This window comes from Streptomyces sp. S.PNR 29 (assembly GCF_030386795.1).
Taxonomy (GTDB): domain Bacteria; phylum Actinomycetota; class Actinomycetes; order Streptomycetales; family Streptomycetaceae; genus Streptomyces.
In genome coordinates this window covers 159,237-174,942 of the sequence record NZ_JANUQM010000008.1, presented here as the reverse complement: position 1 = coordinate 174,942, position 15,706 = coordinate 159,237, and the positions used below count along the sequence as shown (strand labels likewise).

Annotated in this window: 11 protein-coding genes and 2 pseudogenes; 7 read left to right on the top strand and 6 right to left on the bottom strand. The window is 71.1% G+C overall.

Translation table 11 applies throughout. From position 1 onward, the window contains the following. Positions 1-90 precede the first annotated feature (90 nt). Positions 91-723, top strand: a complete 633-nt coding sequence (locus tag NW895_RS22330; RefSeq protein ID WP_289937546.1) for a DUF4232 domain-containing protein — start codon at positions 91-93, stop codon at positions 721-723. Positions 724-729: 6 nt separating this feature from the next. Here the strand turns inward: NW895_RS22330 and NW895_RS22325 are convergent, their stop codons facing one another. Continuing rightward, a complete protein-coding gene (locus tag NW895_RS22325) occupies positions 730-2,679 on the bottom strand; it encodes a ricin-type beta-trefoil lectin domain protein (protein ID WP_289937545.1) in 1,950 nt (649 codons plus the stop codon). Between the two features lie 298 nt (positions 2,680-2,977). Continuing rightward, a pseudogene (locus tag NW895_RS22320) lies at positions 2,978-3,993 on the bottom strand (AraC family transcriptional regulator). Between the two features lie 63 nt (positions 3,994-4,056). On the opposite strand from NW895_RS22320, the gene NW895_RS22315 reads away from it, so the two are divergent. After that, positions 4,057-4,887: a phytanoyl-CoA dioxygenase family protein gene (locus tag NW895_RS22315; RefSeq protein ID WP_289937544.1), complete on the top strand. Its 831-nt coding sequence runs from the start codon at positions 4,057-4,059 to the stop codon at positions 4,885-4,887. A 7-nt stretch (positions 4,888-4,894) separates the two neighbouring features. Here NW895_RS22315 and NW895_RS22310 read toward each other — a convergent pair whose 3' ends face one another. Then, positions 4,895-5,863 (bottom strand): aldo/keto reductase, encoded by a 969-nt coding sequence (locus NW895_RS22310; protein WP_289937543.1) that lies wholly within the window; start codon positions 5,861-5,863, stop codon positions 4,895-4,897. A 580-nt stretch (positions 5,864-6,443) separates the two neighbouring features. On the opposite strand from NW895_RS22310, the pseudogene NW895_RS22305 reads away from it, so the two are divergent. The 4 genes and pseudogenes from NW895_RS22305 to NW895_RS22290 all read left to right on the top strand — a co-directional run. Then, a pseudogene (locus NW895_RS22305) lies at positions 6,444-6,697 on the top strand (Sua5/YciO/YrdC/YwlC family protein); the annotation flags it as partial. Positions 6,698-7,040: 343 nt separating this feature from the next. Further along, entirely contained in the window at positions 7,041-7,667 is a 627-nt protein-coding gene (locus tag NW895_RS22300) for a TetR/AcrR family transcriptional regulator (RefSeq protein ID WP_289937542.1), read from the top strand. Between the two features lie 86 nt (positions 7,668-7,753). After that, positions 7,754-9,091, top strand: a complete 1,338-nt coding sequence (locus tag NW895_RS22295; RefSeq protein ID WP_289937541.1) for an FAD-binding protein — start codon at positions 7,754-7,756, stop codon at positions 9,089-9,091. Between the two features lie 89 nt (positions 9,092-9,180). Continuing rightward, a complete protein-coding gene (locus NW895_RS22290; protein WP_289937540.1) occupies positions 9,181-10,578 on the top strand; it encodes a carotenoid oxygenase family protein in 1,398 nt (465 codons plus the stop codon). Between the two features lie 629 nt (positions 10,579-11,207). Here the strand turns inward: NW895_RS22290 and NW895_RS22285 are convergent. From NW895_RS22285 to NW895_RS22275, 3 genes are read right to left on the bottom strand one after another with little or no spacing between them, the layout of a single operon-like run. Continuing rightward, positions 11,208-12,737 (bottom strand): long-chain fatty acid--CoA ligase, encoded by a 1,530-nt coding sequence (locus tag NW895_RS22285; protein WP_289937539.1) that lies wholly within the window; start codon positions 12,735-12,737, stop codon positions 11,208-11,210. 26 nt (positions 12,738-12,763) lie between these two features. Continuing rightward, entirely contained in the window at positions 12,764-13,336 is a 573-nt protein-coding gene (locus tag NW895_RS22280) for a flavin reductase family protein (protein WP_289937538.1), read from the bottom strand. Then, positions 13,333-14,574, bottom strand: a complete 1,242-nt coding sequence (locus NW895_RS22275) for an acyl-CoA dehydrogenase family protein (RefSeq protein ID WP_289937537.1) — start codon at positions 14,572-14,574, stop codon at positions 13,333-13,335. Before NW895_RS22275 ends, NW895_RS22280 begins: the two co-directional genes overlap by 4 nt. A gap of 228 nt (positions 14,575-14,802) precedes the next feature. On the opposite strand from NW895_RS22275, the gene NW895_RS22270 reads away from it, so the two are divergent. Then, positions 14,803-15,705, top strand: a complete 903-nt coding sequence (locus NW895_RS22270) for a LysR family transcriptional regulator (RefSeq protein WP_289937536.1) — start codon at positions 14,803-14,805, stop codon at positions 15,703-15,705. The last annotated feature ends 1 nt before the right edge of the window (position 15,706 follow it).

Sequence of the window (15,706 nt, the reverse complement as noted above, 5' to 3'; positions counted from 1 at the left end):
CTGGGGCCCGGTGCCGGTTGTTTGCCGCGTCGGGCATCGGACACCCGTAGCCGGGCCACTGCGCACAGTAGCCACGTCCGAGGAGACCCCATGGCGAACACGTCCCGGTCCAGGCGCCGGGCGGCCCTGCTCACGAGTTCCGTCGCGTTACTCGGCGCGCTGACCGCCTGCGGCACCGATCGCGCCGCCCAGCAACTGCCCGCAACGGACGGCCGCACGACCGGCACCGGCGGTGCCGCTGACCAGGAAAACGCCGCAGTGCCGAGCGACACGGCCGCGTCCATGGCCGCCTCCGGCCACACCGGCGACCGCTGCCACACGTCGCAGCTGCGCGCGGCCGTCGGCCGCGTCGACCCAGGGGCCGGGCAGCGGAACTTCCCGGTCGTCCTGACCAACGCGTCCTCGCGCACCTGCACCCTGTACGGCTACCCGGGCGCCGCCTTCGTGGACGCCTCGGGCAGGCAGCTGGGCCCGGACCCCCAGCGCTCCCCCGGCACACCCGAGACCGTCACGCTGACGCCGGGGAGGAGTGCCTGGGCCGGGCTGCGGTTCGCGAGCCCCGAGATCAGCGGAGCCCGCACCGCCACCCCGGCAGCCCTGCTCGTCACTCCCCCGGACGAGCGGGACTCCCTCGAAGTGAAGTGGACGGCCGGGAAGGTCCCCGTGGGCGGCAACGCCTCCAAGGTGTTTCTCACGCCCCTCAGCCCCGGCACCGGCCCCTGACCAGCGTCAGCGGCCCCCGCCATAGCCGTGGCCGGAGCCATATCCGTCGCCGTAGCCGGGCCGGCCGTACCGACCGTCCCACGAGCAGTGGTAGCCGTAGGAGGAGCAGGGGTCGCTGCTGGGGCTCGGGCCCGTCGGCGTGGGCGTCGACGGCGTCGGGGACGGCGTCGGCGTGGCCGTGGACGTCTTCGAGGGCCGCGGAGTCGGCCTCGGCGTCGGGGACACGGACTTCGTCAGGCCGCTCTTGGCGTCCCAGTTGACCACCTCCATCTGAAGGTCGGTCTTGGAGGTGTCGATCACCCAGCGCTGGGCGGCGCTGTCCGAGCGGGCCTTCAGGACCAGCGCCCCCGCCCCGTCGGTCGCGGCGGGCGCCAGGGCCAGATCCTGGTCCCAGCGCGGCACCAGGGCGCCCTGGAGGGTGAAGTCGTAGCGGATGTCCTTGGTGTCCTGCTCGGACTCGCCCGTGCACGGTGCGAGCCGCACCGAGTAACCGAGGTGGGAGTCCAGGCACAGGCCGGGGTCGGCGACGCTGCGCAGCAGCCCGTCGGTCTCGTACGTCCACTGCTGGCCAGCCTCAGAGGAGCAGGTGGCCAGCTCGGTCTCCGCGCCCTCGACCGCCTTCTTGCCGACGAGGCCGACACACAGCCCGGAATCGGCGTTGTGCAGCCGTCCGGTCAGGGCGCCCTTGGCGGCGTCACCGCTGTCGGCCCAGGACGGGTCGGAGGTCGATGTGCCCTTCTCGGGCGTGTCGGAGGACGGGGCGCCGTCGGCCGGAGGGGTTCCTGCCCCGGAGCCGCTGGTGGACCACAGGACCAACGGAAGGACGATCAGCCCGCCGACGGTGAGGACGGCCACGGCCGTGTTCCGGCGACGGGCCCGGCGGGCGGCCTTCTGCGCGGACCGGGAGACGGTACGGGGACGGGGCGCCACGGTGGGGAAGGCCTCGCCGGCCAGGGGCGGGAGCGGCACCGCCGAGTGGGCCGCGGCACCCTGGGACGGGGCCGCCGCCTCCGGGGCGTCGTCGAACGGCATCCCCGCAGCCTGGGCGTCGTGGAACGGCATCCCCGCTGCTGCCGCGGCGATGTGGGGCGGCACCGCCTCATCGGCCGCGGCCGGGTCGTCGGCGCCCGCCGCTCTGGATTCCACATAGGCCCGCGCGCCCCAGCCGAGCACCGCTTCGGCCAGCGCGAGACCGAGGCCGTCGTTGAACCGGTCGAGCTGCTCGGCGGTGTGCCGGCAGTGCTTGCACCGGTCCAGGTGGGCGCGCAGGTCGGGGTCGAGGTCGATGCCGCCACGCCGGTAGGTCACGTCCAGCAGCCGCAGGTACTGCCGGCACTCCTGCTCGGGCGCGAGTTCGCGGTGAAGCTGGAGGCACTCCTCGCGCAGCCGCTCGCGGGCCCGGCCCAGTTCGACGCGCGCGCCCTCCTCGTCCAGGCCCAGCAGCGCGCCGGGGACGTCGAGCGGCTCGGCCTCGACCTCAGTGTGCCACAGCAGGCAGCGGGCGGACTGCGGCAGCCGCTGGAAGGCACCGGACAGCAGACGCCGGTCCGGCGTCGGCAGCAGGCGGGCCGCCACACGCTCCCCGTCGCCCGCCTCGGAGCACAGCTCGGGGTGGAGGTGTTCGCGTCGGCGGTCGGTGTCCCATTCGGCGGCGATGCGGCGCACGGTGACGAGCAGCTGGGGCCGCCAGGCGGAGGTCGGTCCGGTCTGGCGCAGGGTTTCGCCGAAGAGCCGGGTGAACGCGGCGGTGGTGAGCATCCCGGCGGAACGGGGACCGTCCGTGCACAGCCGCGCGTAGGCGAAGGCCGCTTCCCAGTGCCGGTCCAGCAGTTCGCCGACCGGCTGGAGCGCGGGCGTCGCCCCCGTCCACTTCCTGAGCTCGGCGCTCAGTTGCTCGTCGGTCGTGTCGAACCGGCGGGCTGAAGCGGGGGAATTCGGCAGGCCTGCGTCATTCACGGCTGCATTCCTCCAAGGACATGCGCAATTAGTCCATACCAAGGGGTATGTGGCCCCGCCCATGGGGTGGCAGGATCCGATTCGTGCGGGATTGGGCCTCCCGAACACGGACCCTGGGCAGCTCTTTTGAAGCACGCGGGGCCACGGGAAGCAGGCACACCTTTGCACAGGCCAGCGAGGTGGAACAAGGGATCTCACAGTTTTGTGCATTGCGTGCGCTGACAAGGCTGTTGACAAAACGTCAATCGGGAGACCTAAAGGATAGCGCCCTATCGGAGCGGTAATTGCCGCGGCACATTCATTCCACTCCCCCATCGCGCCCCGAAACCATTGAACCGTTCCCCTCCCAGCAGCTCACACAGGGACGCCGGTCTCCGCACCGGCATTGAGAGCGCTCTCGTCCAACCAATAGAAGGGCCGCCCGGTAGGCGCCCGGCGGCGTGCCGAAGCGCTCGCGGAAGACGCGGTTGAAGTGGAACGGACTGGCGAAGCCCGAGGCGGCGGCGACCCGCTCCACGGGCAGGTCGGTGCCCTCCAGCAACCGCGCGGCATGCCGCAGGCGCGCCTCGCGCAGCGCGCGCATCGGCGACTGGCCGAGCTGCTGGGTGAACAGGTGGGCGAACCGGGAGGGTGAGAGCGCCACCGTCTCGGCCAGCGACCGGACGGTGTGCGGGGCGCCGGGGTCGGCGTCGATCAGGGCCCGGGCCCGGCGCACCCGGGCGTCGGCACCGGGCCGGGGTGACGGGGCCAGGGCGGTGGCGGCGGTGAGCAGCAGGACCTCCTCCACGGCGCACAGGGTGAGTTCGCGGGCGGCGGTGCCGTGCGCGACGGCCACCCGGTCGTCCCCGGGGGCGGTGGCGGGCGGCGCTCCGCCCCGGTCCAGCGGGCGTCGGTCAGCATCCGGCGGAACGTCGCCTCGATACGGCCGTGCACAGCGGCCGGGGCCGGGGTGACGACGTACATACCGTCCCCGGCGTCGTACGGGCGCAGCCACGGCGACCAGGTGGGCCGGGCCTGGCAGTGCACCCACCAGAACCGCCAGTGCGGTGCGCCCTCTTCGACCGAGTAGCCGTGCGGGACACCCGGGCCGAGCACCACCAGGTCTCCGGCCCCGGCGCGCACCTCGGCCGTGCCCTGGCGCAGCCGGCCATGGCCGCCCGTGGTCCAGGTGAACAGCCAGCTGTCCGCGCCGCGCGGCCGGCTGACGCGGTAGCCGGAAGCCTCGTCGTAGCGGCCGACCACCACCAGGCCCGGCGGAGGGGCCGGATCACCGGCCGCAGCAGTCCTGGGCAATCCGTCAGCACACACGGGCATCCCCCTCCTTTGGCCGGTGGCCTAGCGTGACGGGCCGAGGACACCCGACCGAGGAGTGGACGTATGACCGTCACGGACATCGGCGCCGCCGGCGCTCCCATCCTGTCTCAGGAGGAGCTGAGGCGGTACCAGGAGGACGGCTTCACGGTCGTCCGGGGGCTGTTCGGGTACGAGGAGATCGACAGGTTGTGCGCCGAGTTCGCGGCGCTGCGCGCGGCCGGACCGGTGCCCGGGCACTTCGAGCCCCGTGCCGACGGGCCCGGTACGGACCCGTTGCGGGCGTGGCCGCGGGTGATGCATCCGCACGAGATCAACGACCTGGCGCGGAGCATGCTGCTGGACGCGCGGCTGCGGAGTGTGCTGGAGACGCTGCTGGGTGAGGAGGTCCTGGCCGCGCAGAGCATGTTCTACTTCAAGCCGCCGGGGGCCCGGGGGCAGGCGCTGCACCAGGACAACTTCTATCTGCGGGTGGAGCCGGGCACGTGCGTGGCGGCCTGGGTGGCCTGCGACGTGATCGACCGGGAGAACGGCGGCCTGGAGGTGGTGCCGGGCACGCACCGGATGGAGCTGTTCTGCCCGGAGGAGGCGGATGTGGAACTGTCCTTCGCACGGGAATACGTACCGCCGCCGCCCGGTCTGACGCCCGTGCCGGTGGACCTGGAGCCGGGCGACGTCCTGTTCTTCAACGGCAGTCTGGTGCACGGCTCGCAGCCCAACCACACCGCCGACCGGTTCCGCCGTTCCTTCATCGGCCATTACGTGGGCCGCTCCACCGAGCGCATCGGCGGCTACTACCGCACGCTGACGATGAGCGGCGATCGGGTGGCGCTGCCGGAGAGCGAGGGCGCGGGTCCGTGCGGCACGGAGTTCGCGCCGCACGGACAGCACACCTAGCGCCGGTTCAGTGACCGGCGATCGGGTGCGGGGTGTAGGGCTGCTCCAGCTGCTCGATCTCCTTGTCGCTCAGCTCCAGTTCGACCGCGGCCACCGCGTCGTCGATGTGGTGCGGCTTGGCGGCGCCGATGATCGGCGCCGTCACCGTGTCCTGGTGCAGCAGCCAGGCGAGGGCGACCTGGGCGCGCGGGACGCCGCGGTCGTCCGCGATGCGGGTGACCGCCTCCACGATGGTGCGGTCGCCCTCCTGGTAGAGACGGCTGCCGAAGTTGTCGCTCGTGCTGCGGCCGGTGACGGTGTCCCAGTCCCGGGTGAGCCGGCCGCGGGCGAGCGGACTCCAGGGCAGCACTCCGACGCCCTGGTCCGCGCACAGGGGCAGCATCTCGCGCTCCTCCTCCCGGTAGAGGAGGTTGTAGTGGTTCTGCATGGACACGAACCTGGTCCAGCCGTGCAGCTGTGCGGTGTACTGGGCCTTGGAGAACTGCCAGGCGTACATGGAACTGGCCCCGATGTAGCGCACCTTGCCCGCCTTGACCAGGTCGTGCAGGGCCTCCATGGTCTCCTCGACGGGGGTGTGCGGATCCCAGCGGTGGATCTGGTACAGGTCGACGTAGTCGGTGCCGAGCCGGCTCAGGCTGTGGTCGATCTCGGTCATGATCGCCTTGCGGGACAGGCCGCCGCCGTTGGGGCCGGGCCTCATCCGGCCGTGCACCTTCGTCGCCAGCACGACCTCGTCGCGGCGGGCGAAGTCGCGCAGCGCCCTGCCGACGATCTCCTCGCTGGTGCCGTCGGAGTAGACGTTGGCGGTGTCGAAGAAGGTGATCCCCGCCTCCAGCGCCCGGCGGATCAGCGGGCGGGAGGCCTCCTCGTCGAGGGTCCACTCGTGCGCGCCGCGGTCGGGGAGGCCGTAGGTCATGCATCCCAGACAGATCCGCGACACGTCCAGGCCCGTCGAACCGAGCTTCACGTACTGCATCGTTGCTGCTCCTGCCTTCGGGGTGGGTACCAGTGGGGAGCGTACGTCGCTAACGCCTCTCGATCAGGTCCAGCGCCCGCTCCCACCCGAACTCCGGGCGACCGCCGTCCGTTTCCGGCTCTCCGGAGAACCTGCAGTTGCGTGAGCGGCCGTCCACCTCCGATCCAGTCGTCCATGTCTTTCCCCAGCGGCGCACACCGCCTGGGCCTTACTGACGCCGGATGAGCACGGGATCGGCCAGCACTCTGCCGAAGGGGCAATTCGGGCTGGTCAACGCGCCTGGTCCGCTGCGGATGCAGGAGTTTCTCGGATGCGGGGCCCGGCCAAGTCGGAGGTCCGGATGCTCGCAACATCGGCGCTGCCGGCTCGTTGGCTACCAGAGGCGCGGTTCCCCCAGCAGACGACACCGGCGATGACCGGCCGGCCGGGGTAGGACCTGTGGACTCTGCGCTGAAGCCGGCCGCCACCACCGCCGTGACGGCTTTGGTGCGGCCGAGCTCATGGTGCCATCGCCCGAGAGGCTCGTCGTGCGACCACAGAACGTGAGAGCGCGGAGCGAGTAGGAGGAATTGCCAAGGTGATGGCAACAACCAGTGACATCGAGAACGTGGCCCGTGTGCTGCGCGGCGGCGGCCTGGTGGCCCTCCCGACCGAAACCGTGTACGGACTGGGCGCGAACGCCGAGGACCCCGCCGCGTCGCCCGCATCTTCCGGGTCAAGGGACGTCCGCCCTCCCACCCTCTGATTGTTCACATCGGTGGCGCCGAGCTGCTGGGCGACTGGGTCCAGGACGTGCCGGCCTTCCGGCTCGCCTGGTGGCCGCCGGTCTCTTCCGACTGACCGGTGAGGCAGCGCGGCCGGCCACCGTCGGTGCCGCCGACGACCACATCCGCCCGTGATCGGCGCGCAGGACCGCTCGGCCGGTAAGTGGCCCGCGCGCCCGCGGCAGGCGCTGTGCCGGCTCCTTGAGGTGCCGTTCGCGTCAGGCCTCTCGCCTGCACGTGCCCGGCACCACAGGGCACCTGGTCGACCGGCCGTGGCTCACCCGGCTCAGGCGAGCCCTCGCAGTCCACCGAGCGGCCGGGCCGCCGGCGTCCGGTTCGTCACCGGCTCCCTTGACGGCGGAGGTAACACTGTCGCATTCTGGAAACAGTGTTACCACCGACGGAGGACCAGCATGGCCGCAGAGGTGACGGCGTATCAGCGCGCCCTGCGCAGCGGGCAGGGCGCGTTGCGCAGGGCGTTCCTCGAGGCGGCCAGGCGTCTCCTGGTCGAGGAGGGACCGGGGGCGCTGACGCTGCGGCGTATCGCCGGCGACGTGGGCTGTACCACCAAGGTCGTGTACACGATGTTCGGCGGCAAGGACGGCCTGGCGGAGGCGTTGTTCACGGACGGCTTCGAACGGTTCCGGCAGCGACTGCTGCGCGTTCCGGCTCAGGGCGACCCGGTCGCCCACCTCCGCGCGCTGGGAGTGGCCTACCGGCAGAACGCGCTCGCCGTACCCGACTACTACCGGGTGATGTTCGAACAGGCCATCCCCGGGTTCGTGCCGAGCGAGGAAGCCAGGGGACACAGTCGTGCCGTCTTCGAGATCCTGGTCCGGGCCGTGACCGCCTGCGTGACGTCCGGGCGGTTCTCCGCGGACAGCGACCCGGAAGAGGTGGCCCACATGCTGTGGGCCTCCCAGCACGGGGTGGTCAGCCTCGAACTCGCGGGCTACCTGACCCACGAGGCCGCGGAGAGGCAGCATGCCGCCCTGCTCGACACGGTGATCGGGGCGCACTTGACCGACCGCGTTTTCTGACGGCGAGCTTGCCGCCGGCTCCCGCCTCTGTCCACGGGCGGGCGGTAACACTGTTACCGCCCGCTGCTCCAGAAAGGAACCCGGCCATGCCGGAAGAACCCCGCGTGACCTTGCTGACGGACAAGGAGTCCACCGCCGCGGCGGCCGACGACTTCGGAAGGGTCGCCCCGACGCAGCCGCCGTATGCCGTGGTACGCCCTACCGGCGCGCCGGACGTGGCCGAGGCGCTCCGGCTGGCCGCCGCCCGCTCCCTGCCCGTCGCCGTGCGCGGCCGCGGCCGGTCGGTGCACGGCCGGGCCCTCGTCGCCGACGGCATCGTGATCGACATGTCCGCCCTGTCGACCGTCCACGAAGTGGGCGAGGACCGGGTCACCGTGGACGCGGGCGTCCCCTGGTCCGCCGTGGTGGACGCGACCCTGGAACACGGCCTGACTCCCCCTGTGCTCACCGACTTCCCGAGTGTCTCCGTGGGCGGCACCCTCTCGTTCGCCGGCCTCGGCAGTGCCTCGCACCGCCATGGCGCGCAGACCGACCAGGTGCTGGAGCTCGAAGTGGTCACCGGGGACGGCCGGACACACATCTGTTCTCGCGACCGTGAGCCCGAGCTGTTCCACGCGGTGCTGGGCGGCCTCGGCCAGGTCGGGGTCGTCACCAAGGTCACCCTGCGGCTGATTCCCGCCCCGCCGCGGGTCCGCCTGTACCAGGCGACGTTGGACTCGGCGGACGACCTCGTCACCGAGCAGGGGCGACTCCTGCGCACCGGGGCCTTCGGCCATCTGGAGGGATGGGTCCCGCCGGGGCCCGGTGGCTGGCTGTACGCCGTCGACGCGGCGGTCGAGTACGACCCCGCACACGGGCTCCCCGACGACGAGGCTCTGCTGGCCCTCCTGAACCGCCCTCGCGGGACAGTGCGGATCACCGACATGACCTACCGGGAGTTCCTCCACCGCTTGGGCACGGAAGACACCTTCTCGTGCGTCACCACCGACGCACCTCACGCGCACCCCTGGTTCGCCGTCTTCCTGCCCCCGGGAGCCGTCACCGAGTACATCGAACGACTCACGGCGGAAGTCCCGCCGAGCGACATGGGCGCCATGGGCACGATCGAGGTGTACCCCCTCTCCACCGAGCGGTTGACCACTCCCCTGTTCCGGGTGCCCGAGGGGGAACCGGTGGTGTTCATGGTCGCGTTCTTCCCCTGCGGCCCCAACAACGATCCGGACTGGGCCCAGCGGACGGCCGCCGCCAACCGCACCCGATCCGAGCGGGCCCTCGCCCTGGGCGGAACCGGCGACCCGGTCGGCGCCGTCGCCCGCACCGCCGAGGACTGGGCCGCCCATTTCGGCCCGCAGTGGCCGCGGCTGACCGCTGCCATGCGCCGGTACGACCCGGACGGAGTGCTCAGGCGTCTGCCCGCGTCCTGACCCGGCGTCCAGAACCGACCGATCACACCCGTGGGGTAACAGTGTTACCGCCCTCGGTGTCCACCGGAACACGCCAAGGAGGCACCTTCATGAACGACGCCGCAGCCGGCCCCAACCGTTATCTGCGCGGCGATTTCGCCGCCGTGCGCGAAGAGGTCACGGCATTCGACCTCCCGGTCACCGGCACCATCCCGGCCGATCTGAACGGCCGCTATCTGCGCAACGGCCCGAACCCCATCGCCGTCGACGACGCCCGCTACCACCTGTTCCTCGGTGACGGCATGGTGCACGGCGTGCGCCTGCGCGACGGCCGGGCGGAGTGGTACCGCAACCGCTGGGTGCGCCAGAGCGCGGTCAACCACCTGCTCGGCGAACCACCGCGCAAGGTCACGGTCTACGGGGGCGTGGAGGTGGCCGCCAACACCCACGTCATCGGCCACGCGGGCAGGACACTGGCCCTGGTCGAGGGCGGCACCCTGCCCTACGAACTCGGCCATGACCTCACCACTCTGTCGACCTGTGACTTCGACGGCACCCTCCCCGGGGGATTCACCGCCCACCCCAAGGCGGAACGCGCCACCGGCGAACTCCACGCCGTGGCCTACATGGCGGGCCTGCCCTACGTCGCCTACCACGTGGTCGGCCCCGAGGGCCGGGTCACCCGCACCGAGAACATCTCCGTGCCGTCAGGCGCGATGATGCACGACTTCGCCCTGACCCAGAACCACGTCCTCGTCTACGACCTGCCGGTCACCTTCAGCCGCGAGGCCGCCCTGCGCGGCGCACCGGTTCCCTACGAGTGGAACGACGCGCACCAGGCCCGCATAGGGGTGATGCCGCGGGCGGGAACCGCGGCCGACGTGCGGTGGGTTGATGTGGATCCCGTATGGATCTTCCACACGCTGAACGCCTACGACGACGGGGAGCGCGTGGTTCTGGACGTGGTAACCCACCCGAGGATGATGTCCAACGCCACCGGCTCCATCGAAGGCCACGGCACGCCCGCCCTGGACCGCTACACCCTCGACCCGGCCGCGGGGAAGGCCACCGTGCAGCGCCTCGACGACCGGCCGCAGGAGTTCCCCCGGATCAACGACCGGCTGACCTCGCTGCCGCACCGCTACGGCTACACGGCGGCCACCACCGATCTGATCGAGTCCTTCGCCGCCACCCGCGAACTCGACCAACTCGGTGACGACGCGTTCTCCAACCGGGTCATCAAACACGACCTGCACCGCGGCACCCAGGAGATCCGCACATTCGGCCGGGGGCAGGCCCTCGGCGAGCCGGTCTTCGTGCCGGCGGCAGGCGGCGTGGCCGAGGACGACGGTCATGTGCTGGCGTTCGCGCACAACCCCGAGCGCTCCGCCACGGACCTGGTCATCCTGTCCGCCCAGGACATCACAGCGGATCCCGTGGCCACCGTTCACCTGCCGGCCCGGGTTCCCCTCGGCTTCCACGGCAGCTGGATCCCCGACGCGGGCTGACAAGGAGCCCTGGGGCGGCGCCCGCTTCGGAGGGCCCCGAAGCGGGCGCCGATCAGTCGTCCTGCGGGTAGGTCGTGAAGTAAGGAATCGCGCCGGACGCGGACATCGACGTTCCAGCGCAGCAGGTCGGAGAAGGACGGCCGGTCGGTCACCATCCAGCTCACCGACTACGGACACGACGTGGTCGGTGAGCTCTTCGCACGCAACAACGCCCGCGAGGTCGAGTGGGCTCGAGCCCTGACCGCCCGCGAGCGCGGCACCCTGATCCGGCTGCTGGCATGCCGTGAGCCTTCGCAACGAACTGGTCTGGGTGAGCGGCAACAGCGGCTCCAGGCCCGTGAGCGCCGGTACATCGCAGTCACCGCTGCGCCGGATGCCGGTGTCCGCTTCAACACGCTGAAGTTGACAGGGAAGCGGACTGGCAGGCCTGGCCGGGCTTGTGGTCTTCACGCAGCCGGGCGGCGCGTGAGGCCTTGCCGTCGAGGCTGCTGGTCTTACGCCGGCCTTTCGACCTTTGTCCTTCGGCCCGCCGTGGTCTCCGCTGGTGAGCTGCACGCGCTGGGAGGCATCGAGAAGATCCCGTGCGGTGGGCCGGGGCTGGGCCCGCGTCCTACGCACGGAGCCTGGCGTCATGCCTCCTCGGCGCCGCGGGCCGGCACGGAGCCGTACTGGCTGCGCAGGCGGGCCTTGAGGATCTTGCCGGCGGCGTTGCGGGGCAGGGCGTCGACGAGGACGACCGACTTGGGGAGCTTGTACTTGGCGAGTCGGCCGGACAGGGAGTCCATGATGTCGTCGGGCGACACGTCGGCGCCCGCGCGGGGCACGACCAGCGCTCTGCCGACCTCGCCCCATCGTTCGTCGGGTACGCCGATCACCGCGCATTCGGCGACCGCGGGATGCTGGTAGAGGAGTTGCTCGACCTCGGCCGGATAGACGTTCTCCCCGCCGGAGATGTACATGTCCTTGATTCGGTCGACGATCGTGACGTACCCCTCCTCGTCCACAGTGGCCGCGTCTCCGGAGCGGAACCAACTTCCTTCGACGAAGGCGTCCTTGGTCGCTTCGGGCCACTGCCAGTAACCCTTCATCACGTTGAGGCCCGCGATGATCACCTCGCCGACCTCGCCCGGTGCGACATCGGTGAGGTCGGGCCGCACCACACGTACGTCGGTGAAGAAGCAGGGTGTGCCGGCCGAGCCGGCCTTGCGGATGCTGTCCTGTGCGCGCAGGCCCAGCGCGGCGGGAGCGGTCTCGGTCAGGCCGTACGCCTGGAGGAAGGTCAGGCCACGGTCCTGGTACGTGTGGATGAGGGCCTTGGGTACGGGTGCCGCCGCGCACATCAGGATCCGGACCGACGACAGGTCGGCCGTCGCCCACCGCGACGACCGGGCCATGGCCTGGTACATCGCGGGCACGCCGAACATCCTCGTCACCCGGTGCTCGGCGATGACGTCGAGCACCCGTTCCGGGTCGAAACCGCCCATCAGCACCGACGTCCCTCCTTTGAGGAAGCCCGGCAGGAAGACGGTGTTGAGAGCGGCGGTGTGGAACATCGGTGCCACCACCAGAGCGACGTCGTCGGAGGCGATGTCCACGTCCAGCAGGATGTTGAAGCAGTTCCAGGCGATGTTGGCGTGGGTGAGCATGACGCCCTTGGGACGGCCGCTGGTGCCGGAGGTGTACTGGATCATGCACACTTCGTCGAGGCCGACCGTCTCGTCCAGGGGGTTGTCCGGCGCGCCCGCGAGCAGCTCCTCGTACGCCTTCCCCACCTCGACGTAGTGCTTCACCCCGACGTCGTCCCTGAACGCGTCGACGACGTCGGTGAGTTCGGCCCCGAACACCAGCACCGACGCTCCCGAGTCGCCCAGGATGAAGGCCAACTCCGGTGCCGCGAGGCGGGTGTTGAGCGGGACGAAGACGGCGCCCAGCGCGTTCGCGGCGAACAGCGTCTCCGCCAGGGCCGGATGGTTCGCGCCCAGGTAGGCCACCCGGTCGCCGTGTCCGACCCCCAGGGCACGCAGGGCGTGAGCGAGCCGCGTCACGCGCGCGGCCAGCTCTCCGTAGGACAGGGATCCACCGTCGTGCACGACGGCGGTGGCCTCCGGTGCCATGCGGGCACGCCGAGCGGGCCACGAGCCGAGCCCTTGATTGCGCATGGTGCGTCTCTTTTCTCTCAGAGCTCTCAGAACCAGTCGGGCCATGTGTAGTCGGCCGATTCGCCGTGGTCCCGGCGGGGCGGCAACGGGGCGAGCCGCCCCCGGGAGAAGACCAGCGGTGCGGCGCCGGTCTTCTCCACCCCGAGTTCCCGGACGCGGCCGAGGACGAAGTAGTGGTCGCCGAGGGTCCACACGTCGGCGACGTCGCAGTCGATCCAGGCGACGACGCCCGCCAGGACGGGGCTGCCCGAGGCCGCTCCGCGCCACGGGTGGCGGTCGAAGACGTCGGGTGCCTTGGCGCTGACGTCCCGACAGAGGCTCTCCTGGCCGGCGGCCAGCACGTTCACGCAGAAGACGCCGCCGGCCATGATCCTGGGCCAGGTCGTGGAGGAGCGGCCGGCGAAGAACGCGACGAGCGGAGGGTCCAGGGACACCGAGACGAACGAGCCGATCACCATGCCGACCGGGGTGCCGTCGGGTTCCTTCGCGGTGACCACCGTGACACCCGTCGGGTAGTGGCCGAGCACATGCCGGAACCGGCCGGGGTCGTCCGCCGGGCCACCGCCGGGCGCCGTCGCGGCGGGCGTCCGCCGGTTCACGCCGGGGTCTCCAGCCCGAGCAGAGAACGGGCGTACGCCGTGGCCCACGAGCCGTGCTGCGCGTTGATGTGGGTCTTGTACGTGGCGACGTCGCGCAGGTACCGCTGCATGCGCTCGCCGTTCGCCAGCGCGCTGGAGCCACTGGCCGAGGCCAGCATCTCGACGGCCTGGCAGGCGAGTTGGCCGGACTGCCGGGCCGTGACGGAGAGGGCCTGGTCGTCCAGTTCGGAGAAGGGCTCGCCCCCTGCCAGGCCCCGGGCGGCGTACGCGGTGTAGTCGTCGGCGACGGACAGGATGATCCGCTGCGCGCTGTCGGCCAGGGCCGTGGCCAGGCCGAGGTTGCGCTGATGTTCCGGATCGTGGCTGCGCGGCTTGAAGGGCGGCAGCGGGCTGTTCTTGGTGGTGATGATCCGCCGGTACTCGTCGACTGCGGCCCAGGCGGTGCCCGCCACGATCGAACACAGCTGGATGTTGAAGAACGACATCAGCCGGCCCGCGTACAGCGGATTGCCGTGCAGTTCCACCCCCGGCCCGTCGGTGACGTCGCTCGCCGCGAGGTGGGTCCTGGACACGTACTCGTACGGTACGAGGACGTCCTCGGCCACGACGCTGTTGGAGCCGCTGCCGCGGAAGCCCAGGATCTCGCCCCAGTTGTCGAGCATCCGCCAGCCGGAGGGCACGAGCACCATGCCCGGCGTGGGAATGCCGCCCTCTTCGTCGATGATGAGCACGCCACCCAGGAAGTGCGTGGAGACGTTGACTCCGGAGGCGTAGTCCCAGCGGCCGTTGACCAGGTACCCGTCGGGGGTCCTCGTCGCGGTGGCGCTCGGGGCCATCGGCAGCGGAGCCCGGAAGTCACCGTCCGGCCCGAACACCTCGCGCTGGGTGCTCTCGGGGAAGCGGCCGGCCACCACCAGGCTGTGGGAGGCGGCCAGACACAGGTTCCAGCCGCTGGACGGGCAGCCGCGGGCCACCTCGGTGACCATCCGGGAGTAGGTCCGCAGGTCGAACTCGTAGCCGCCGAAGCGGCGTGGCTGGAGGGTCCGGTAGAAACCCGCCTCCAGGAACGCCTTGTGCGTGTCCTCGGGGATACCGGTCCGCTGTTCCGTCTCGTCCTGATGATCACGTAGCCAGGCCCTCATGCCGGCGGCCCGGCGCACCAGTTCCTCCGGTGTCAGGTCCGGCTCCGGCTGCGGAATCTCGATGATTTTCTCGGCTGCCTCGGTTGTCTCGGACAATTCGCACCCCATCCACTGATGTTCTGGGTCGGCCTGAAGGGAGTGTTGGCGGCGCGGCGAAGGACCGTCCAATGCCGGTAACTGGGGGCTTGATGAATGCCGCGCATCACAGCAGGTCGGAGGGGATGACGGGAATGCCGCACATTTCTGCCTGGTGACGTGCGGGGAAGCTCGCTGTAACCTGGCGCGGACCACAACGCCGTGGACCCCGCCTTTCTGGAGGGCTGAGTGGAACTCCGGAACCTGCGCCATTTCTCGGCGCTCGCCGAGACCTTGAATTACCGGGTCGCCGCCGAGCGTCTGCACCTCACCCAGCCCGCGCTGACGCGATCGATCGCCGCCCTCGAGCGTGAGCTGGGCGTCCAGCTGTTCGACCGCGACAAACGGCATGTGGCGCTCACCGCCGACGGCGCGGAACTGCTCGAACGGGCGGGCGAGGTGCTGGCCGACGCCGACCGGCTCGCCGCCGCCGCGGACGCCATCAGGGCCAGGCGACGGGACGAGGTGCGGGTCGCGCTCTACGGGGTGGCTCTCGCGGAGCTGACGCATCCGGTCATCGAGGCGTTCTGCGAGCGGTATCCCAGCGTCACAGTCCGGGTACATGAAGCGGACTTCCACCAGGGTCTCGCCCCGCTGCTGGCCGGCGAGTACGACGTGGCGCTGTTGCCCCTGAACGTCGACATGCCGGGCGTGACACGAGTACCGATCTTCACCGAGCCCGCTTCCCTCGCGCTGTGGAAGGGGCATCCGCTGGCTGGGGCAGCCGCGGTGGACGTGACCGAGGTCTTCGATCAGCCCTGGGTCACCCCCGAGCCGGGCCTCGACTTCTGGGTGGGCGGACGGAACGGGGACGACGACGCCCCGACGGTCGGCTTCCACGCCCGCTCGGCCCAGGACGTGTCCTTGAAGATCGCCTACCAGCACATGGTGGGACTGATGCCGCTGTCGGCCACACGGATGTTCCCGCACCCGGGAGTGCACAACGTCGCTCCGAAGGAGCCCCTCGGCTTGGTGGCCGCCGTCGTGTTTCCGGAGGCCGGTCACTCGCCCGCCGCCCCGGCCTTCGCCGAGGTCGCACGCCGGGTGGCCCGACGCGCGACCGGCGTTCCGTACGCCGAGATCTCCCGGTAGG